The sequence below is a fragment of the Enterobacteriaceae bacterium Kacie_13 genome, assembly GCA_013457415.1.
Taxonomy (GTDB): Bacteria; Pseudomonadota; Gammaproteobacteria; order Enterobacterales; family Enterobacteriaceae; genus Rahnella.
Genome location: CP045665.1, coordinates 2,461,265 through 2,481,891, shown reverse-complemented (window position 1 = coordinate 2,481,891; position 20,627 = coordinate 2,461,265). Strand labels below are relative to the sequence as shown.

General features: G+C 53.3%; 20 protein-coding genes. 10 read left to right on the top strand and 10 right to left on the bottom strand.

The features are described from left to right. The first annotated feature begins 105 nt into the window (after nt 1-105). Nucleotides 106-855 (top strand): MipA/OmpV family protein, encoded by a 750-nt coding sequence (locus GE278_11285; protein QLK61313.1) that lies wholly within the window; start codon nt 106-108, stop codon nt 853-855. 224 nt (nt 856-1,079) lie between these two features. On the opposite strand, the gene GE278_11280 is transcribed toward GE278_11285, so the two are convergent. Both GE278_11280 and gapA read right to left on the bottom strand, forming a co-directional pair. Then, complete coding sequence (locus GE278_11280) at nt 1,080-1,949, bottom strand: D-hexose-6-phosphate mutarotase (GenBank protein QLK61312.1); 870 nt, start codon at nt 1,947-1,949, stop codon at nt 1,080-1,082. Between the two features lie 182 nt (nt 1,950-2,131). Then, nucleotides 2,132-3,139: a glyceraldehyde-3-phosphate dehydrogenase gene (gene gapA / locus GE278_11275; GenBank protein ID QLK61311.1), complete on the bottom strand. Its 1,008-nt coding sequence runs from the start codon at nt 3,137-3,139 to the stop codon at nt 2,132-2,134. A gap of 340 nt (nt 3,140-3,479) precedes the next feature. On the opposite strand from gapA, the gene msrB reads away from it, so the two are divergent. Both msrB and GE278_11265 read left to right on the top strand, forming a co-directional pair. Further along, nucleotides 3,480-3,893: a peptide-methionine (R)-S-oxide reductase MsrB gene (msrB, locus tag GE278_11270; protein ID QLK61310.1), complete on the top strand. Its 414-nt coding sequence runs from the start codon at nt 3,480-3,482 to the stop codon at nt 3,891-3,893. Nucleotides 3,894-3,988: 95 nt separating this feature from the next. Continuing rightward, on the top strand, nt 3,989-4,261 hold the full coding sequence (locus GE278_11265; protein ID QLK61309.1) for a DUF1315 family protein: 273 nt from the start codon (nt 3,989-3,991) through the stop codon (nt 4,259-4,261). Between the two features lie 156 nt (nt 4,262-4,417). Here the strand turns inward: GE278_11265 and GE278_11260 are convergent, their stop codons facing one another. The 4 genes from GE278_11260 to sppA form a co-directional block, all read right to left on the bottom strand. Next, a complete protein-coding gene (locus GE278_11260; GenBank protein ID QLK61308.1) occupies nt 4,418-4,705 on the bottom strand; it encodes an antibiotic biosynthesis monooxygenase in 288 nt (95 codons plus the stop codon). A 45-nt stretch (nt 4,706-4,750) separates the two neighbouring features. After that, on the bottom strand, nt 4,751-5,380 hold the full coding sequence (gene pncA / locus GE278_11255) for a bifunctional nicotinamidase/pyrazinamidase (protein ID QLK61307.1): 630 nt from the start codon (nt 5,378-5,380) through the stop codon (nt 4,751-4,753). Between the two features lie 8 nt (nt 5,381-5,388). Further along, a complete protein-coding gene (gene ansA, locus GE278_11250) occupies nt 5,389-6,402 on the bottom strand; it encodes an asparaginase (protein ID QLK61306.1) in 1,014 nt (337 codons plus the stop codon). Between the two features lie 134 nt (nt 6,403-6,536). After that, the gene (sppA, locus tag GE278_11245) at nt 6,537-8,390 is read right to left on the bottom strand and encodes a signal peptide peptidase SppA (protein QLK61305.1); all 1,854 of its coding nucleotides are present in this window, start codon (nt 8,388-8,390) and stop codon (nt 6,537-6,539) included. 190 nt (nt 8,391-8,580) lie between these two features. Here sppA and GE278_11240 point away from each other — a divergent pair, with 190 nt between their 5' ends. From GE278_11240 to GE278_11230, 3 genes are all read left to right on the top strand, one after another. After that, nucleotides 8,581-9,132 (top strand): NAD(P)H nitroreductase, encoded by a 552-nt coding sequence (locus GE278_11240; GenBank protein QLK61304.1) that lies wholly within the window; start codon nt 8,581-8,583, stop codon nt 9,130-9,132. Between the two features lie 238 nt (nt 9,133-9,370). After that, complete coding sequence (gene topB / locus GE278_11235) at nt 9,371-11,320, top strand: DNA topoisomerase III (GenBank protein ID QLK61303.1); 1,950 nt, start codon at nt 9,371-9,373, stop codon at nt 11,318-11,320. Then, entirely contained in the window at nt 11,313-11,621 is a 309-nt protein-coding gene (locus GE278_11230) for a DUF1496 domain-containing protein (GenBank protein ID QLK61302.1), read from the top strand. The genes topB and GE278_11230 overlap by 8 nt, the downstream gene beginning before the upstream one ends. 70 nt (nt 11,622-11,691) lie before the next feature. On the opposite strand, the gene GE278_11225 is transcribed toward GE278_11230, so the two are convergent. Next, a complete protein-coding gene (locus GE278_11225) occupies nt 11,692-12,087 on the bottom strand; it encodes a pyrimidine (deoxy)nucleoside triphosphate diphosphatase (GenBank protein ID QLK61301.1) in 396 nt (131 codons plus the stop codon). A gap of 5 nt (nt 12,088-12,092) precedes the next feature. Further along, complete coding sequence (gene xthA, locus GE278_11220; GenBank protein QLK61300.1) at nt 12,093-12,902, bottom strand: exodeoxyribonuclease III; 810 nt, start codon at nt 12,900-12,902, stop codon at nt 12,093-12,095. Nucleotides 12,903-13,160: 258 nt separating this feature from the next. On the opposite strand from xthA, the gene tyrR reads away from it, so the two are divergent. Then, nucleotides 13,161-14,735, top strand: coding sequence for a transcriptional regulator TyrR (gene tyrR / locus GE278_11215; GenBank protein ID QLK61299.1), 1,575 nt, complete (start codon nt 13,161-13,163; stop codon nt 14,733-14,735). Nucleotides 14,736-14,818: 83 nt separating this feature from the next. Here the strand turns inward: tyrR and GE278_11210 are convergent, their stop codons facing one another. Continuing rightward, nucleotides 14,819-15,322 (bottom strand): thiol peroxidase, encoded by a 504-nt coding sequence (locus GE278_11210; GenBank protein ID QLK61298.1) that lies wholly within the window; start codon nt 15,320-15,322, stop codon nt 14,819-14,821. Between the two features lie 137 nt (nt 15,323-15,459). Here GE278_11210 and GE278_11205 point away from each other — a divergent pair, with 137 nt between their 5' ends. Both GE278_11205 and GE278_11200 read left to right on the top strand, forming a co-directional pair. Next, nucleotides 15,460-16,437 (top strand): L-Ala-D/L-Glu epimerase, encoded by a 978-nt coding sequence (locus tag GE278_11205; protein ID QLK61297.1) that lies wholly within the window; start codon nt 15,460-15,462, stop codon nt 16,435-16,437. Nucleotides 16,438-16,564: 127 nt separating this feature from the next. Beyond that, the gene (locus GE278_11200) at nt 16,565-18,199 is read left to right on the top strand and encodes an oligopeptide ABC transporter substrate-binding protein OppA (GenBank protein QLK61296.1); all 1,635 of its coding nucleotides are present in this window, start codon (nt 16,565-16,567) and stop codon (nt 18,197-18,199) included. Nucleotides 18,200-18,262: 63 nt separating this feature from the next. Here the strand turns inward: GE278_11200 and GE278_11195 are convergent, their stop codons facing one another. Then, nucleotides 18,263-19,468: an MFS transporter gene (locus GE278_11195; GenBank protein ID QLK61295.1), complete on the bottom strand. Its 1,206-nt coding sequence runs from the start codon at nt 19,466-19,468 to the stop codon at nt 18,263-18,265. Nucleotides 19,469-19,569: 101 nt separating this feature from the next. Between GE278_11195 and GE278_11190 the strand changes: the two genes are divergently transcribed. After that, the gene (locus GE278_11190) at nt 19,570-20,508 is read left to right on the top strand and encodes a LysR family transcriptional regulator (protein QLK61294.1); all 939 of its coding nucleotides are present in this window, start codon (nt 19,570-19,572) and stop codon (nt 20,506-20,508) included. Nucleotides 20,509-20,627: the final 119 nt, after the last annotated feature.

Here is a 20,627-nt window from a genome sequence, read left to right as displayed (position 1 = left end):
CCGACGATGCTTGTGTAATGGATCCCTGAAAACTGTAAATGCTAAGCGCAACGTTTACTCTTCATTTACACTAGGCAAGATTTTTTACTTAATGGAATTAAGACAATGAAAACTCCAAACCTTAAAACACTGTCCATCGTGGGCGCGGCAGTGCTTTTCAGTCATGCGGCTGTGGCAGGCACATGGTCCCTGGGCGCATCAGCGCTGGGCGACGTCAACCCGTACCGCGGTTATGACAACAAAGTTTATCCGGTGCCGGTTGTTTCTTACGAAAGCGACGATTTCTACTTCAAATCGCTGACTGCGGGTTACTACCTGTGGAAAGATGAACATAACAAATTCAGCGCGACGGCTTCCTATATTCCATTCGGTTTCGATCCCGATGATTCTGATGACCATCAGATGAAACACCTGAATAAACGTCGCGGCACCCTGATGGGCGGTCTGGCGTACTCGCATATTGAAGACTGGGGTACGCTGCGCGCCACCTTCAACGGTGATGTGCTGAACAACAGCAATGGTCTGGTCGCGGATGCCGCTTACCTGTATCCGATCCGTGAAGATAACTGGGCACTGGTGCCGGGCTTTGGTGTGATGTGGAGCAGCAGCAACCAGAATGATTACTACTACGGCGTCAGCAAAGGCGAATCTCGTCGCAGCGGCCTGGGCAGTTATACGGCGGATGACAGCTTCAGCCCGTATGCTGAACTTTCTGCGCGTTATAACTTCACCAAAGAATGGCAGGCATTCTTCACTGGTCGTTACATTCGCTTAGCGGATGAGGTGAAAGACAGCCCTATGGTAGATAAATCCTATTCCGCCGTTGTCTGGACCGGTGTGACTTACACGTTCTAACCGACAGGCACTGCATTGGTGCGTAAATTGCACATTAATGGGGCGGAATGCCCCATTTGCACATCTGAAGGGCAATGAAATATAAGCGGAAAGGGGTAAAGAGATTTAACGCACCTCAATAGTTCGTTCCGGTTACATTTGGCGTCGAAAATATAAGAAAAGGGGCCAATTGGCCCCTTTGTCATGTCTGCATGATGCAAACTGAGATGTTCTCGAGCGGCGTTTTATTTACGCAGGGAGAATGTTACCGCAAGACGTGCTGGTGCGGCGTGTGTCGAGGTATGCGTGTGGGAGACTTGCGCTGTTTCTACGCAGACCATGGTCTTGTAGCCGTCATCCGGCATATCCGCCATGCTGACAGAAAGCTGCGCGCCCGGGTTCCATGCCACTACGTCTGAGTTGTTCTCGTGGGCGATCACCAGTGTACGTTTCAGTACCGGATCGATGATTTCGCTGGTCGCCTGCGGCTGGGTGTAGATGCGGTCAGTCTGGCCGGAAAAAGTCAGATCCCCGGTTTCCTGCTTGGCTTTTGCACCATCCACTTTATCGATAAAGCTGCCACCCAAGCCTTTGATGCTCACATCTGCGATATCGCCGATGTTAAAATAAGTGTGCAGGGCACTATTGGCTTGGAAATCACCGATTGATTCCAGCTCAATGTGACAGGTTTCACCCAGCGTATATCGCGCTGTCAGCGTGAAATCATGCGGCCAGAGTGCCAGTGTTTCTTCGGAGCTTTTCAGCGTCAGCGTTAATACCACACCCTGATCGCTTTCTTTGTGATCGGTCAGCTCCCACGGCATGTTACGTGCGAAACCATGCGAAGGTTTACCGGCAGGACCAAACCACGGCCAGCAAATTGGGATACCGCCACGGATTGCCACGCCTTCTTTGAACGCGCTGGCGCTGCTCATCCACAGAACAGGTTCTTCACCTTCAGGCTGCCATGCCAGCAGATGTGCACCCTGCAGGGCTACGGCTACACGGACTTTCGGATGAGAAACCACGATAACCGGCAGTTCGTCTATCTGACGCTGGCTGACGGTCGTTGAGATTTGGTTTACAACGGGTAGGGAGAGGAGTTGCTCAATCATTATCTGGTGTCCTGTTGATTTTATATCGGGTAGATAAATAATTACGATGATAAGAACCAAGACTACAGATGAACCAAGGCTTTAAGATTGATCGCACTCATGTGCCTGATAAAAAAGTGCATCCGACAGAAAGCAAAAGGGCGACTTGCGTCGCCCTTTAATCAGTTCATCAACATTGCCAATTATTTGGAAACGTGAGAAATCAGATCCAGTACTTTGTTTGAGTAGCCAGTTTCGTTGTCGTACCAGGAAACCAGTTTCACAAAGTTGTCATTCAGAGCGATACCTGCTTTCGCATCAAATACGGAAGTCAGTTTTTCGCCGTTGAAGTCGGTAGATACTACGTCGTCTTCGGTGTAACCCAGAACGCCTTTCAGATCGCCTGCTTCAGAAGCTGCTTTGATTACTGCGCAGATTTCTTTGTAGGTTGCTGGTTTTTCCAGACGTGCAGTCAGGTCAACAACGGAAACGTTAGGGGTAGGAACGCGGAACGCCATACCAGTCAGTTTACCGTTCAGAGCTGGGATTACTTTACCTACTGCTTTAGCAGCACCGGTAGAAGAAGGGATGATGTTCTGGGATGCGCCGCGGCCGCCGCGCCAGTCTTTGTGAGACGGGCCATCGACAGTTTTCTGAGTAGCGGTAGTTGCATGAACAGTGGTCATCAGCGCTTCAACGATACCGAAGTTGTCGTTGATCACTTTAGCCAGTGGTGCCAGGCAGTTAGTGGTGCAAGAAGCGTTAGAAACGATTTCCTGGCCAGCGTATTCTTTATGGTTTACGCCCATAACGAACATAGGGGTGTCATCTTTAGATGGACCAGTCAGAACAACTTTCTTAGCGCCAGCAGTGATGTGCTTACGGGCAGTCGCGTCGTCCAGGAACAGGCCAGTTGCTTCAGCAACAACATCAACGTTAACTTCATTCCATTTCAGGTTAGCTGGATCACGCTCAGCGGTAACACGGATGGTTTTGCCGTTAACAACCAGGTGACCGTCTTTCACTTCTACGGTACCGTTGAAACGACCATGAGTTGAGTCGTACTTCAGCATGTATGCCATGTATTCTGCGTCTAACAGATCGTTGATTGCTACGATCTCGATGTCAGAACGTTCCTGAGCAGCACGGAAAACAATGCGACCGATACGGCCAAAACCGTTGATACCTACTTTGATAGTCATATATTCCACCAGCTATTTTTTTAGTGAATAAAAGGTTGGTTGTAAAATTACAAAAACCTTGCTGAGCGTCAAGCGGAATCGTGTCAATTATTGCTGTAAGTCAAAGCGAGGACCTACTTTTGCTCGCTAATTGCACGTTCCGTTTTTTTAATCGGCTCACAACCAGATGGGGGCGAAAAACAGAATATAAAGTGTCGGAACATCAGGAGTGTGATCGCCATCACAAGTTGGAGCTGGCTAACGCTGATGCCCTACAGTTTAGGACAAAACACGCAGACCTGTTGTTAATTTTTTGTTATTATAAACTGTTATTTTAGTTGATTTTTCTATTCGTCAGAGAACGATTATTATGAGCAATGAATCCAAATCATCTTCTTCACTCGAACAACTTACTGAAATTCAACGTTATGTGACGCAGGAACACGGGACCGAACGCCCTTACACCGGCAAACTGCTGCATAACAAACGCGACGGCATCTACCATTGCCTGGTCTGCAACGCGCCGCTATTCTACTCCGACACTAAATATGACTCCGGTTGCGGCTGGCCAAGCTTCTATCAACCCGTGCATCATGATGCAATCAAATACCTGACGGATAACACCCACGGTATGGAGCGTGTGGAAATCCGCTGTTCCAATTGCGATGCGCATTTAGGGCACGTTTTCCCTGACGGCCCTCAGCCGACCGGCGAGCGTTACTGCGTGAATTCCGCATCGATGAGTTTTATTGATGGTGAAAACGGCGATAAAACCGCAGGCTAAACGCAGCGAACGAAAACGCGTAATTTTACCGACAAAATCGATTCAGCAATTATTCAAACTGTTGTGAATAATTGCTGTGAGCAGGGGGGTAACAGATGGAAATTAACCAACTCATTGACGTGATGACGCCGGAAATTTATGCGCGTCTGGCACAGGCGGTAGAACTGGGCAAATGGCCCGATGGCGTCGCGCTGACCCCGGAACAAAAAGATCACAGTTTGCAGGCAGTGATGCTGTATCAGTCGCGTCACAACGTGGACGCGCAGCACATGAGTATCGGTACAGACGGGCAGATTGTCACCAAAAGCAAACAGGAACTTAAGCAGCAGTTTGCACAAGATACGTTGATTCGGCTAAGACCGGAGTGAGAGTAAAGTATTTCTGATAAACATCTTCTGCTGCCAGAGTTTGTGGAGAAATTTACCTCTGACAAATCTGCACCAGCAAAAGGCAACAAGCCCCTATTTGCGGGGCTTGAGTTTTCTGATTTCACTGACTTTTATTCTCTGCCAACGTTGGCGGCGTTAGAACGCACATTTCATCAGAATATAGGTGGCGTCTTTACGTTTGTGTTGGTCTATCAGCGGGACAAGTTGTTTGAAATGCTCACTGGCACAATGTGCCTCAAGCGCTGCATGGTCTGGCCACTCTTCAATAAAAATGAAATGTCCCGGATCCTTTTCATCAATGAAAAGATCATAAGCATGGCATAAGGGTTCCTGTTTGGTTGCCTCAACCAACTCAGAATAAAATGGCATGACTGTGCCGACCGATTCCGGCTTAATAAAATCTTCAGCAATCACTTTTAACATGTTTTACTCCAAAGACAGGATCCCTGCCGACGCCTCGAACCGGACTTACCTCAGCACTGCCGCTGAGGTACTCACTTTCGCGCCCGCCAGCTGCATCGACTTAATGGCCTCATCGCTGTCCTGCGGTTGCAGGTTTACGCCGCGACAGCCGTCGGCCAGCAGGGTGACTTTATATCCCTGCGCCAGCGCGTCCAGCACGGTGAATTTGACGCAGTAGTCTGTGGCCAGCCCCATGACATAAAGATGGGTGATCTTTGCCGCTTTCAGCCAGTCGTTGAGCATAGTGGCTGAAAGATGCCCGTTGTCATAAAACGCGCTGTAGCTGTCAATATCCATATTTGTGCCTTTCTGCACCACGAAATCCAGACGTTTGATTTCCAGTGCCGGATGAAACTCGGCGCCAGGTTCATTCTGCATACAATGCACCGGCCACCATACCTGCGGCAGGCCGTTCAGCTCGCCGACGGTCCAGGCTTCAGTATGCGAATTCGCCGCAAAGCTGCGATGTTTGGCGGGATGCCAGTCTTGTGATGCCACCACGGCAACATCATTTTTCTTACACCACGCCATCATCTGATTGGCGATCGCAATGGTGGCGTCACCTTCAGCGACGGCTAACGCGCCGCCCTGACAAAAATCATTTTGCAGATCCACCAGCAACAATGCAGATTTCATATCGACCCTTATTCGGTGAGCTCGCCGCGCAGATTTTGCTGCATCAGTTCGCGAATTTCTTCCGGCGTGTGTGTCTGGCTGAGCAGATAATGCAGCTTAGTCAGTGCTGCCTCGACGGTCATATCAAAGCCGCTGATGACCCCTGAATGCGCCAGCGCGTTGCCGGTGGCGTATCCACCCATGTTTACGCGCCCCGAAATACATTGCGTAAGGTTCACCACGACAATGCCACGCTCAGAGGCGTCTTTCAGCACTTTCAGCAGATCGCCTTTTTGCGGTGCATTGCCGACACCGTAAGAGCGCAGGATCAGCGCTTTGACCGGCTGCATCAGGAAGTTCTGCACCACTTCGGCAGAAATTCCCGGATAAATCGTCACCACGCCAATCGGCTGGGGAGTGATGTTGTGTACGATCAGTCTGGCGGCAGGGTCCACCGGCAATGACGGTGTGGAGAGGCGACGGATGTGGATCCCGGCTTCCAGCAGCGGCGTCAGGTTCGGCGAGGCAAATGCGTCGAAACCGTCGGCGTGGGCTTTGGTGCTGCGGTTGCCGCGATAAAGACGATTGTTGAAGAACAGGGTGACTTCGTTGACCGGATGGTTAGCTGCGATGTACAGCGAATTGAGCAGGTTAATCTGACCATCCGAACGCAGCGCTTCAAGTGGAATTTGTGACCCTGTCACAATTACCGGTTTGCTCAAATTTTCCAGCATGAACGACAGCGCGGACGCGGTGAAAGCCATAGTGTCGGTGCCGTGCAGGATCACGAAACCGTCGTAATCGTCGTAATGCGCCTGAATATCGTCGGCAATATGTTGCCAGTCTTCCGGCGTCATGTCGGAGGAGTCCATCAGCGGTGCGTATTCCTGAATGGTGAATTCAGGCATTTCCGGGCGGTGAAATTCTGGCATCAGTGCCAGCTGGCGCTGCAGGTGGCCTGAAACCGGAATGTAACCCTGTTCGGAACGCTGCATGCCGATGGTGCCGCCCGTGTAGGCCACGTAAATAGATTTTTTAGTCATCAAGGAAGTTCTTATTCTGAAAGATGAAAGCAACTGCGCTGAGTATAAAGATTTCGCCGCCGGTGTCCCACCATAAAAAAGCCCGGAGTCTCTCTGTGAGGCTCCGGGCGGGTTGTTAGCGGTTTAAATGAACGTTATTTCACATCACCGCAGGTCAGGCAAAGCGCATAACGGTTTTGCGGATCGTTCATGTTGTTGAACAGATCTGCCTGAGATTTCAGTTCCATCGCCATTTTGCTCACCGGTGCAGGCAGATAAGCCTGCACGACAGCGGGCAGCATGGCGTGAACGGAGGCGCTCACCTGCGAGAACACCATATCGCTCAGGCTTGGTTCGCTGACGTACCAGTTGAGCTGCCATTTTGGCAGTTTCGCCAGTTCAGCGGCTTTCTTCACGGCGTCATCGAAATCACCTAACTCATCCACCAGCCCGTTGGCTTTGGCGTCCGAACCAATCCACACATGACCCTGTGCGATCTGGTCTATCTGCTCAGGCGTTTTATGGCGCGAATCAGCCACCAGACCGAGGAAGGTTTTATACCCGTTCTCGATGTTCAGCTGCATCATCTGTGAAAACTCCGGCGGTAATGCTTTGGTAGAGGCAATATCCGCCAGCGGGGAGGTTGCCACGCCGTCGGTATGCACACCGGCGTAATCCAGCGTGTTTTGGTAAGTGTTGATCACCCCAAAGATACCGATCGAACCGGTCAGGGTGCTCGGGCTGGCGATGATGTAGTTCGCGGGCGTAGATATCCAGTAACCGCCTGACGCCGCCATGCCACCCATGGAAACCACCACCGGCTTACCGGCAGCTTTTGCAGCGGCAAGTTCAGAGCGGATCACTTCGGAGGCGCTGACGCTGCCGCCAGGGCTGTTTACGCGGAACACAATGGCTTTCACTTTCGGATCCAGACGGGCATCGCGAATTTGCTGCGCAGTGGTGTCGCCGCCGACCGCACCTGGCTGTTCTTCACCGTCGTTGATCGCACCGGTCGCGAAGATCACTGCGATTTGCGGATCGTTATTATCCGGTTTTGGTTTCGGTGAATAATCGTAGATGCTGGTGTAGTTAAAGTCTTTGGTGGTTTTATTCCAGCCAAATGCCTTCACCATGTCGTTTTCAGCTTCGGTGCGGGATGCCAGCGAATCCACCAGTTTGGCTTTCAGCGCGTACTGCGCCATATCGCCGCCAGTGGCCTGCATACCGGCCAGAACGCCCGCCGTGCCGGGGAACAACTGTTCAGGCGTTATCTGACGGTTCGCGGAAACGGTATTGAGATAGTGGGTCCACAGCCCGCCGACCCAGCGGCTGTCTGCTTCGCGGGCCGCAGGGGACATATCGTCACGAATCAACGGTTCCACGGCGGATTTGTACGTCCCGACGCGGAAGATATTGGTGGTGACTTTCAGCTTATCCAGCAATGTTTTGTAGTACAGATTGTTGGTGGCAAAACCGTGCAGATCGACCGCGCCCTGCGGCGACAGGTAGATTTTGTTAGCGTAGCTTGCCAGATAGTATTGCGACTGGTTATAGCTGTCATCGATGGCATAGATCGGTTTGCCCGCGTCACGGAATTCCCGCAGTGCCTTGCCTATGTATTGCATCGACGCTTGATCGGTGCCGGTAAAGTCAGTCAGCTGCAACACCATACCGGTGATGTTTTTGTCGTCTTTAGCGGCACGAAGGGTATCGACCAGATCAAACAGAGCATTTTCCTGCAAACGGCTGCTTGAGGTACCCAGCAGTTCGCGGCCCCACTGGCGCACTTTATTATTAACCGAAGGCTTATCGACTACCGAACCGCTGAGGTCCACCAGCAGCGCGCCTTTGGTCGTGTCGACAGGTTTATCCTGCACGGCGTACCAGATGCCAACACCTGCCAAAATGATCACAATAAGAAATACGTTGAGAATAAATTCTCGGACGAAATTAAGAAGACGCCAGGTCCACTTAAAAAAACCGGCGATAATTCGCCACAATGTGCGCATGGTCTCTCCAACAAGACGGGAAAAGTATCGCTATCCTAATGACCCGCCGATGAAAAGTCAGCTTTAAATCATTTCAGAATTTGGCGGTGGGTCATTCTCTGAAACCCTAAAGGCAGTTGGAAAATGGCAGGGCGGCTATGTTAACGTACGGTTAATAGCAATTATTCTCAGTTCTGCTCAGGAGATTTCAATGGATGCTTTAGATTTATTACTCAACCGTCGTTCCGCTTCCCGTCTGGCCGCGCCCGCGCCGTCAGGGCAGGCGTTACAAAACATCATCAACGCAGGTCTGCGTGCGCCGGATCACGGTGCCTTACAGCCATGGCGTTTTGTGATCGCAGAAAACGACGGTCTGGTAAGGTTCAGTGAGCTGTTGCGCGCAGCAGCCATCAAAGAAGGTGCGGACGAAAAAGCTATCGAGAAAGCCACACAGGCACCTCTTCGCGCTCCGCAAATTATTACGGTGATTGCCGCCTGCAAAGAGAGCGCGAAAGTCCCGCAGTGGGAACAACTGCTGTCGGCCGGTTGCGCGGTACAAGCGATGCAGATGGCCGCGCTGGCACAGGGGTTCAACGGTATCTGGCGCAGCGGGGCATGGACCGATCACCCGGACGTGCGCAACGCATTCAAATGCGGCGAGAACGATAAAATTGTCGGCTTCCTCTACCTCGGGACGCCCCAGCTAAAAGCGAGTCTGCAAATTATCCCGGTCGACAGTACGCCATTCGTGTCACATTTTTAAAAGTACAGGTTTACTCAATGACCGGTTTTACTCAGCGTTTTCTGATTAAACCGGTTTTTTGCTGTCTAAATGAGCGACCGTGTTCTCAGATGTCTCTATCCGTCTTACTAATTCTGCCGCCAGCGGCTAACATAGCCACCCTCTTTATGATGAGGACGTAGTAAATGAAGGATGGGACGATGAAAAGGGTAGTGGCGATCACACTGACCGGCGCTCCGGCGCTGACGGGTGCAGTTTAATGCGTCTGTTCATTGCCGAAAAACCCAGCCTTGCCCGTGCGATTGCGGACGTACTGCCGAAACCTCACCGTCGCGGCGACGGCTACATAGCCTGCGGTAACGACCAGGTGGTGACCTGGTGCGTCGGCCACTTACTCGAACAGGCTCAGCCGGACGCCTATGACAGCCGTTATGCGCGCTGGTCACTGGCCGATCTTCCGATCATTCCTGAAAAATGGCAGCTACAGCCGCGTTCCTCCGTCGCCAAACAGCTCAATGTCATCAAACGTTTGTTACAGGAAGCCTCGCAGGTGGTACATGCCGGTGACCCGGATCGCGAAGGACAACTGCTGGTGGATGAAGTACTGGATTATCTTGAACTCACGCCGGAGAAGCGCCAAGCCACCCAACGTTGCCTGATAAACGATCTCAACCCGCAGGCGGTGGAGCGGGCAATCGACCGGCTGCGTGATAATCGCGATTTCATTCCGCTGTGCGTTTCGGCATTAGCCCGCGCGCGCGCCGACTGGCTGTATGGCATCAACATGACCCGCGCTTACACCATTCTTGGCCGCAACGCCGGTTACAACGGCGTGCTTTCCGTTGGCCGCGTGCAGACGCCGGTGCTCGGGCTGGTGGTGCGTCGTGATGAAGATATTGAAAACTTCGTGCCGAAAGATTTCTTCGAAGTGAAAGCGCACATTGTGACGCCCGCTGACGAGCGTTTTGTGGCGCTGTGGCAGCCCAGCGAATCCTGCGAACCTTATCAGGATGAAGAAGGACGTTTGCTCCACCGCCCGCTGGCCGATCACGTAGTCGCGCGCATCGGCGGCCAGCCGGCTATCGTCACCGGCTATAATGACAAACGTGAAAATGACATTGCGCCGCTGCCTTTTTCGCTTTCTACCTTACAGATAGAAGGATCGAAAGCGTTCGGTTTGAGCGCGCAGCAAATTCTGGATATTTGCCAGAAATTGTATGAAACGCACAAATTGATTACGTATCCACGTTCCGATAGCCGATATCTTCCTGAAGAACACTTCGCCGGACGTCATGCCGTGCTCAACGCCATCGGTATACATCAGCCAGATCTGATGCCGCAGCCAGCGATGGACACGGATATTCGTAACCGCTGCTGGGACGATAAAAAGGTCGATGCCCACCACGCAATCATTCCGACTGCGCGCAGCAGCAAGGTGAATCTGACCGATAATGAACAAAAGATTTATGGACTGGTCGCGCGTCAGTATCTGATGCAGTTCTGCCCCGACGCCGTCTATCGCAAATGTGTGATCGATCTGGATATCGCCGGAGGCAAGTTTATTGCCAAGGCACGTTTCCTGGCTGAAGCGGGCTGGCGCACGCTGCTGGGCAGCAAAGAGCGGGATGAAGAGAACGAAGGAACGCCGTTGCCGGTGGTGGCGAAGGGTGATGAATTACTCTGTGAACGAGGTGAAGTGGTGGAGCGACAGACGCAGCCACCGCGGCCTTTTACCGATGCGACACTGCTCTCCGCCATGACCGGGATTGCGCGTTTTGTACAGGATAAAGCACTCAAGAAAATCCTGCGCGCGACCGACGGACTCGGCACGGAGGCGACACGTGCCGGAATTATCGAGCTGCTGTTCCGCCGTGAGTTTTTGTATAAGAAAGGGCGCTATATTCATTCCAGTGACACGGGCCGGGCGCTTATCCACTCGCTGCCGGACATCGCCGGGCGACCGGACATGACCGCCGACTGGGAATCAACCCTGACGCGCATCAGCGAAAAGAACTGCCGATATCAGGATTTCATGCAGCCGCTGGTCGCGACGTTGCAGAATCTTATCATGCAGGCCAAAACCAATCGGGTGTCTTCGGCATTCCGCAGTCTGCCTTCCAAACCGGCGGGCGCGGTGGCGAAAGGCAAAAGCGCCCCTAAACGCCGCAAAGCGAGCACCAAAGGTAAGGAAGCAAACAGTGATGAATAATATCAATAAAATGCTGATGGTTTTACTGGCAGGCTCCGCATTGCTGGCGACACCGGCGATGGCAAACCGTACCGGTTTCAACAACGGCGCGGACGTGGTAGTGCCGCTGCCGCCGCAAATCTGGGAGAACAGTGGCAATAATAACAACAGCGCGCCGACCTGCCACAACTGCTGCGTTTACAATAACCAGAGCTACAGTGAGGGCGCCGTCGTCACCGCCGACAGTGTGGTGCTGCAATGCGTGCGCGATCCCAACGTGGTTGGCACCAACGAACTGAAGTGGGAAGTACTGAAGAAGTAAGTTCTGCGCACACGCAAAAAAAATGGCGCGGCACTGAAATCAGTCCGCGCCTTTTTATTTGAATTATCCGTCAGACGGATAATCGTTTCAGATATGCCTCGATCAGCGGAACATCTGCCGGTGCGAGTTCAAATGTCATGACGTCAGCGGGCGATACCCAGCGGATTTCAGAGTGACACTGTAACGTAACCATCCCAATGAATCTGCTGACGCGCCAGCCATGCAAACGGATCAAACGCTGAGGTTGTTGCAGTTCGCTGGTGGCGACAAAATCTTCCACTGTCGCCGTAATCCCCATCTCTTCCTGCAACTCCCGCACCAGCGCGGCCTGCTGACTTTCCCCGGTTTCGACTTTCCCGCCGGGAAACTCCCACAGACCGGCCTGATCGCTTGAGGCATCGCGGCGGGCGAGCAGCAATTTTCCGTCCTGCTCAATCAGCGCGGCCACTACGTCGACCGTTTTCATTGACATTATTTCAGGTCGAACGTTGCCCAGATTGGCGCATGGTCAGACGGTTTTTCCATACCACGGATATCGTAATCGATACCGGTTTCGATGCAGCGCGTCGCCAGCGGCGTACTTGCCATGATCAAATCAATACGCAGACCGCGGTTTTCGTCAAAGCCGCGAGAGCGATAATCAAACCACGAATACTTATCGGCAGTGTCCGGATTTGCGGCGCGGAAGGTGTCTACCAACCCCCAGCCTTTGAGGCGCTCCATCCACTCACGTTCTTCCGGCAGGAAGGAGCATTTTCCGGTGCGCAGCCAGCGCTTGCGGCTGTCTTCGCCAATACCGATGTCCAGATCGGTCGGGCTGATATTCACGTCGCCCATGACAACAACCGGATTATTCACCGACAGGCTGGTATTCAGATAATCCTGCAAGTCACGGTAAAACTTCTCTTTGGCCGGGAATTTGGTCGGGTGGTCGCGACTTTCACCCTGCGGGAAGTAACCGTTGATGACGGTCAGAATTCCCTGCGGCGTTTCGATATCGGTCATGATGATGCGGCGCTGAGACTCTTCGTCATCGCCAGGGAAACCACGGCGTACAGCGACCGGTTCCTGCTTCGTCAGCATGGCAACGCCGTAATGGCCTTTTTGCCCGTGATAGAAAACGTGATAACCGTACTGGCTTACGTCTTCCAGCGGAAACATGTCATCGTGAACCTTGGTTTCCTGCAAACCAATGACGTCAGGCTGGTGCTGTTCGATAATTGCCGCGAGCTGATGCGGGCGGGCGCGCAATCCGTTGATATTAAAGGAGACAAACTTCATAGTCGGGAACCATTTGGCGATGAAATCAGAAGGGCGATAGTAGCAGATAAAGGCGCAGATGGCGAAACCGGCGCGTTGCCGATAAAGACAGCAATCGCGTTATTTGCGGCAAAAAAGCCTACCCAAACTTTGTGACAATCCGGATTGAGTTGTACAATTATTTTGTCAACTTTTCGTGACAGTCTCTTCTTACGCTGTACACGAAAGAGTATTATGCCACTCAGCGATTTCCGCACCGGCTAATAAAGGTCAACACTGATGCGTCTGGAAGTTTTTTGCGAAGACCGCCTGGGTCTTACCCGTGAACTCCTCGATTTACTGGTTTTACGCAGTATTGATTTGCGCGGTATCGAGATTGCCTCGATTGGCCGCATTTACCTGAATTTTTCTCAACTCGATTTCGATACTTTTCGCGCCCTGATGGCCGAAATCCGCCGTATTGATGGCGTAACCGACGTCCGCACCGTGCCATTCATGCCTTCCGAGCGTGAGCATCGCGCACTGCGTGCTTTACTGGTCTCCATGCCGGAACCGGTGTTCTCCATTGATATGAAAGGCAAAATCGAGCAGGCCAACCCGGCAGCGATGGCGCTGTTTGAACTCGATGAAGACAAAGTTCGCACCTATAACGCCGCTAACCTGATTACGGGTTACAACGTCACGCGCTGGCTGGAAAGCGAAAGCACTCAGCCGCACAGCGAACGCGTGGTGATACGCAGTCAGGATTTCCTGATGGACCTGACGCCAATTCACATGGATGACGAAGAGCAAAAAGGCGCAATGGCGGGTGCCGTCATCATGCTGAAATCTGCTGCGCGCATGGGGCGTCAGTTGCAGGATCTCACCGTCAATGACGACAGCGAATTCAATCACATTGTTGCAGTCAGCGGCAAAATGCGTCAGGTATTGGATCAGGCGCGTAAGCTGGCGATGCTGGATGCGCCGCTGCTGATTGTCGGTGATACCGGAACCGGTAAAGATTTGCTGGCGCATGCCTGCCATCTGCGCAGCGCCCGCGGTAAAAAACCTTTTCTCGGTCTGAACTGTGCCTCACTGCCGGATGACGTAGTGGAAAGCGAGCTCTTTGGCTATGCCGCCGGTGCTTATCCCAACGCGGTCGAAGGCAAAAAAGGCTTCTTCGAGCAGGCCAACGGCGGATCGGTGCTGCTGGATGAAATCGGTGAAATGTCACCGAGAATGCAGATCAAGCTGCTGCGCTTCCTTAACGACGGTACATTTCGCCGCGTGGGTGAAGAGCATGAGGTGAAGGTCGACGTGCGCGTGATGTGCGCCACACAGAAGAATTTGGTGGAGCTGGTTCAGCGCGGTGAATTCCGTGAAGACCTTTACTACCGTCTGAATGTCCTCAGCCTGACACTGCCGCCGCTGCGTGACCGACCGGCTGACGTCATGCCGCTTACTGAACTGTTTGTAGCGCGTTTCTCTGATGAACAAGGGATGCCTCGCCCGAAACTTTCTTCTCAGTTGGCGAATTACCTGACGCACTACGGTTGGCCGGGCAACGTCCGTCAGTTGAAAAATGCTATTTATCGTGCGCTTACGCAACTTGAAGGTGGCGAACTGCGCCCGCAGGATATCGTGTTGCCGGACTTTGATGCGGAAGTGACGATTGGCGAAGAAGCCCTGAACGGTTCGCTCGACGACATCAGCAAGCGCTTCGAACGCTCGGTGCTGACCCGACTTTACCGGACTTATCCAAGTACGCGAAAACTGGCAAAACGTCTGGGCGTCTCGCATACGGCCATTGCCAATAAACTGCGGGAATATGGCCTCAGCAGCCGTCGTGGTGAAACGGGCGAAAGCGAAGAGTAATTTTTCACTATGCTATCGCAGCTAATAAAAAAGCAACGGACTGAGCCGTTGCTTTTTTTTATCTGAAATCTGCTAAAAAGAAATTACTTAAGAACAGCCAGTGCAGACTCATAGTCTGGTTCGGTGGTGATTTCATTCACCAGTTGGCTGTACAGCACGTTATCCTGACCATCCAGAACAACCACTGCGCGGGCAGTCAGGCCAGACAAGGGGCCTTCAGCGATAGCCACACCGTATTCGGATTTGAAATCGCCGCCGCGCAGGGTAGAGAGCGTGACCACGTGGGTCAGGCCTTCCGCGCCACAGAAACGTGACTGTGCGAACGGCAGGTCAGCGGAAATACACAGTACCATTGTATTTTCGATTTCACCGGCCAGCTGATTGAATTTACGCACTGATGCAGCGCAAACGCCGGTATCGATGCTAGGGAAAATGTTCAGGACTTTACGCTTGCCCACGAAGCTGCTCAGGCTCACATCAGAAAGGTCTTTGGCGACCAGAGTGAAAGGCTTGGCGACGTCGCCTTTTTGTGGGATTTTGCCAGCTACAGTTACCGGGTTGCTCTGAAAGTGTACGGTTTGGGTCATAATGTTTTCCTGTGTCCATTGGAGTCAAACGGCTTTCAGTTTAGGGTAACAATTGTAGGTTGGATATAGATTATTTGCTAAATAGTTGTATACATTGAATGTATGCCGTCGGGCATTGATCAATTTAGGGAGCCGCTATGAGAAGTGTTCGCTTTTATCCGGAAGCCTGGCCATTGCACACGGCCTTTGTGATCTCTCGCGGCAGCCGCACCGAAGCGCGTGTGGTGGCGGTAGAAATTGAAGAGAATGGTATTCGCGGCGTGGGTGAATGCACGCCGTATGCGCGTTATGACGAAAGTGAAGCGTCGGTGATGGCGCAAATCGCCAGCGTGGTCACCGCTATCGAGCGGGGTGCGAGTCGCGAACAGTTGCAACATTTGCTGCCCGCAGGTGCCGCGCGTAATGCGCTGGATTGTGCGCTGTGGAATCTCGAAACCCAGACCAGCGGGCTGAACTTGTGGCAGCTCACGGGTACAGAACCATTAGCATCGATCAGCATGGCGCAGACGGTCAGCATCGGCACACCTGAAGAGATGGCCGAAGCGGCGCTGGCATTACAGAAAAAGGGCGCGACGCTGCTTAAAATCAAACTGGATGACCGGCTCATTGCCGAGCGTCTGGTGGCGGTTCGCGCCGCAGTGCCTAACGCGTCATTGATCGTCGATGCCAACGAGGCCTGGCAAAGCGACGGTCTGGCCGAGCGCTGTCAGTTACTGGCAGATCTCGACATTCTGATGCTCGAACAGCCGCTGCCTGCCGGGGAGGATTCCGCACTGGAGAACTTTATCCATCCGTTGCCGATCTGCGCCGATGAAAGCTGCCATACGGTTGAAGGTCTACCCGCGCTGAAAGGCCGCTACGAGATGGTTAACATCAAGCTGGATAAAACCGGCGGGTTGACCGGTGCGCTGCGACTGGCCCAGGAGGCGCGTGAGCAAGGATTCGGTATTATGCTCGGCTGCATGCTATGCACTTCGCGGGCTGTGCGTACCGCCTTGCCACTTGCTGCTGGTGCAAGGTTTATTGATCTCGATGGGCCGACCTGGCTTGCCCAGGATGTTGAACCAGCGATGAAGTTTCACTGTGGCGGGATCGACGTCGAAGGATCTGCCTGATTTTAAGGCGGATGTCGCAGTTTTGTGCGCGGAGGCAAATCTGGAGCGAATTCTTTTAGGGTATGAATTCAAGAAATGATACAACTCCTTCATTGCTCATCGTTTTTATGAATGACAGGAGAAATTCATGCCGCAGGGAAAATCGTTTCCGCTTCTCTCATACTCTGTCTGTGCTGCGCTGGTCGCACTGAGCCTCAGTCAGGCCAACGCTGCACAAGTTCCCGCTGGTACACAACTCGCCGCCAAACAGGAAATCGTCCGCCATATCAAGGACGAGCCTGCCTCTCTGGATCCGACAAAAGTCATCGGCCTGCCGGAAGCGCAGGTTGCGCGTGATTTGTTCGAAGGGCTGGTTAATCAGGATGCCCATGGTAAAAGCATCCCGGGCGTTGCCGAAAGCTGGCAGAACCAAAACAATCAGGTCTATCTTTTCACGCTGCGTAAAGATGCCAAATGGTCGAATGGCGACCCGGTAACCGCGCAAGATTTCGTTTACAGCTGGCAGCGGCTGGTGGATCCGAAAGGACTATCGAGCGGTGCGTGGTTCGCCGGACTTGCGGGGATCCGGAATGCAGATGCGATTATTGCCGGAAAAATGCCGGTGGATAAACTGGGTGTTACCGCCGTTAGCCCGACGCAGCTGCGCGTCACGCTCGACAAACCGGTGCCGTATTTTGTCAGCCTGCTGGCTAATTTCAGTCTTTTCCCGGTGCATAAAGCCACGGTGGAAAAATACGGCGAAGACTGGACCAAGCCCGGTAATCTCGTTGGCAATGGCGCGTATGTACTTAAAGAGCGCGTGGTGAATGAAAAACTGGTGCTGGAACCGAATCCGCATTACTGGGATCACGCCCATACGGTGCTGACCAAAGTGACGTTTGTGCCGATTAATAAAGAGTCCAATGCCACAAAACGCTATCTGGCAGATGACATCGACATCACCGAGTCTTTCCCGAAAGATCAGTATAAAAAGCTGATGCATGATATTCCGGGGCAGGTTTATACCCCGTATCAGCTCGGGACTTATTATTACGCCTTTAACACCCGCCGTGCGCCAACCGACGATGCCCGCGTGCGTCTGGCGCTGTCGATGAGTATTGACCGTGCGGTAATTAGCGATAAAGTGCTGGGCAGCGGCGAAAAACCAGCGTGGCATTTTACCCCTGACGTGACCAACGGCTGGAAGCCAGCCAAAAGTGAAATGCAGCAGTATTCGCAGGAAGAGCTGAATGCACAGGCGAAAGGCCTGCTGGCGGCGGCAGGTTATGGGCCGTCCAAACCCTTGCATCTGACGCTGTTATACAACACGTCCGAGAGCCACCAGAAAATTGCTATCGCCGTTGCTTCAATGTGGAAAAAGACGCTGGGCGCGGATGTGAAGCTGGTAAATCAGGAATGGAAAACCTATATCGACAGCCGTAACACCGGTAATTTCGACGTGATCCGCGCCTCGTGGGTTGGTGATTACAACGAAGCTTCAACCTTCCTGTCGCTGCTGACCTCAACGCACAACAGCAACATCAGCAAATTCAGCAACGCCGATTACGACAAAGCCATCGCTGACGCCAGCCGTGAAACCAACGACGCTCGTCGCAACGCGGACTATAACAAAGCCGAACAGATCATCGCCGAACAGGCTCCGATCGCGCCTGTCTATCAGTACACCAATGGACGGCTGATCAAACCGTGGGTGAAGGGCTACCCGATTGAAAATCCTGAAGACGTGGCGTATAGCCAGGAAATGTACATTATTAAGCACTGATTTCTGAGTCTGCAAAAATGCAAAAAGCGCCCAAAAAGGCGCTTTTTCTTTGTTCGATGGAGATTACTCGTTACGGCTGACCAGTCTCACCACCAGCGCGGCGGCGGCGGCCACCGTGGCGAGAAGTACTACTCCCGGCCAGCCACCTGATTCCAGCGCTTTACTGCCCAGTGCCGCTCCCGCCGACATACCGATAAACACCACGGTGAACAGCAGGGCATTCAGCCGCCCGCGAGCGGCTGGCTCAAGGCCATAAACCAGTGTCTGATGCGCCACCAGCGTGGCCTGAATGCCCAAGTCAAAACCGATAGCGCTAAGCACAATCAACGCGAGCTGGGCGTGGGGTGATAACAACGGCAGTATGAACATTGCGGCGAACGACACCATCACCAGCCCGGCTCCGATTTGGGTTACGTGCGCCGGTCCTTTTTTATCGGCCAACGCCCCGGCCATGGGGGCAGCCAGCGCACCGGCGGCTCCCGCCAGACCAAATGCCCCGGCAACGGCGCTACCAAGATGATAGGTATCGTTGAGCATGATCGCCAGCGTTGACCAGAACGCGCTGAACGCCACTGAGAGCAGACCCTGTGCCAGCGCCGCGCGCCGCAGCGTTTTATGATGCTTCCACAGGCCAAGCATCGAGTGCAACAGCGCCGCATAGCTGATGCGCGTTGCTGGCGTAAAGCGTGGCAGTACTCGCCACAGTGCAATACCAATCAGCGCAACGCTGACGGCGGCCAACTGATACATCACCCGCCAGCCAAAGTATTCCGCCACAAAACCGCTGACCACGCGGGACAGCAGGATCCCGACCAGTAATCCGGTCATCACCGTCCCCACGGTTTTACCCCGCTGGGCCACCGGAGCCAGATGTGCCGAGGCCGGAACGATATCCTGCGCCATGGTCGCGCCAATGCCGGTGATCAGGCTCGCCGCCAGCAGCCCGTGAATGCCGGGCACAAATCCGCACAGCAGCAGCGCCACCGCCAGCAGAATGCTTTTCAACAAGATGATAGTGCGTCGATCGTGACGGTCACCCAATGGGATCAGAAACAAGATCCCCAGCGCATAACCGGCCTGCGTTAGCGTCGGGATAAGCCCCACCGACGCGGTGCTGGCGTGCAGATGGCTGCCCATAATCCCCAGCATCGGCTGGCTGTAGTAGATCGACGCCACGCTCAGACCCGCGCCCGCCGCCAGAGTGAAAATAATTTTGCCGGAAATCGCCGCTTCGGGGCTTGCCGGTGAGTTTTGCGTAAGGTCTGACATGATGTATTCCTGAATGAATTAGATTGCGTGGAGAACATTCTTCACCTCAATGCTCATGAGTGGTAGCCTGCACAAAGGTAAAACTGTTATACGCAGGACGTATGAATACACCTCTCACCAGCGGTATAGACCGCATAGATCTGATGCAAACGTTCATTCGCATTGTTGAAAGTGGCAGCCTCTCAGCCGCTGCCGTGCAGCTCAGCACCAGCCAGCCCACCGTCAGCCGCCGCTTGCAGTCGCTCGAACGCTTACTGGGCGCGAAACTGATTCTGCGCACCACTCATGCGATGAAACTCACCGACGATGGTGAGCGTTGTTATCAGCAGGCGAAATTATTGCTTGAGCACTGGGCGGCGCTTGAAGATCAACTGCGCGGTGCGGGCGATGAGCCGGTCGGTACGTTGCGTGTTCGCGCTCCGCACGCCTTCGGGCAAGATCAAATGATCGAACCTCTTACGCGATATCTGCACCGCTACCCGAACGTAACCGTGGACTGGATGCTCAACGACCGCACGCCGGATTTTCTTTCGGAAGACATCGACTGCGCAATCCAGGTAGGAAACGTGGCGGATCCGTCAATGGTGGCGATCCTGCTGGCTGAAGTCCCGCGCATTGTGGTGGCGACGCCGGAACTGTTGCAGCAGTATCCGGTGACGCAGGTGAACGAACTGGGACAATTACCCTGGGTGGCGTTCAGCACTTATTATCGCAATGAAGTGGCACTCCGCCATGACAGTGATGACCGGACAGAAAGCTGCGCTATCTCGCCGCGTATGGCAACGGACAGTTTGTACGCCGTTCGCAAAGCTGCGCTTTCCGGACTGGGGGCGGGGATCGTGTCTGCGTGGGTGGTCAAAGATGACATAAAGGAAGGGCGGTTGCAGCGCGTATTGCCCGGCTGGAACGCCTTGCCGCTGCCGGTCTATCTGGTTTATCCCTACGCGACCTACTATCCTGCACGGCTGCGGAAATTCTTCGACGTTATGCGCAGCGTGATGCCTGAGCTGGCCGAAATGCAAAAACCCGCCACATCCTGATACTCAAAATTTTACCTCAAAAATAGAGCATCATCGCTCTGGCGTATTAAAGTGGGCAGATTGCCATCGGTTGAGTTTTTTGAACTTCAAACACTTAACGCTAAACTGAGAAGAATTAA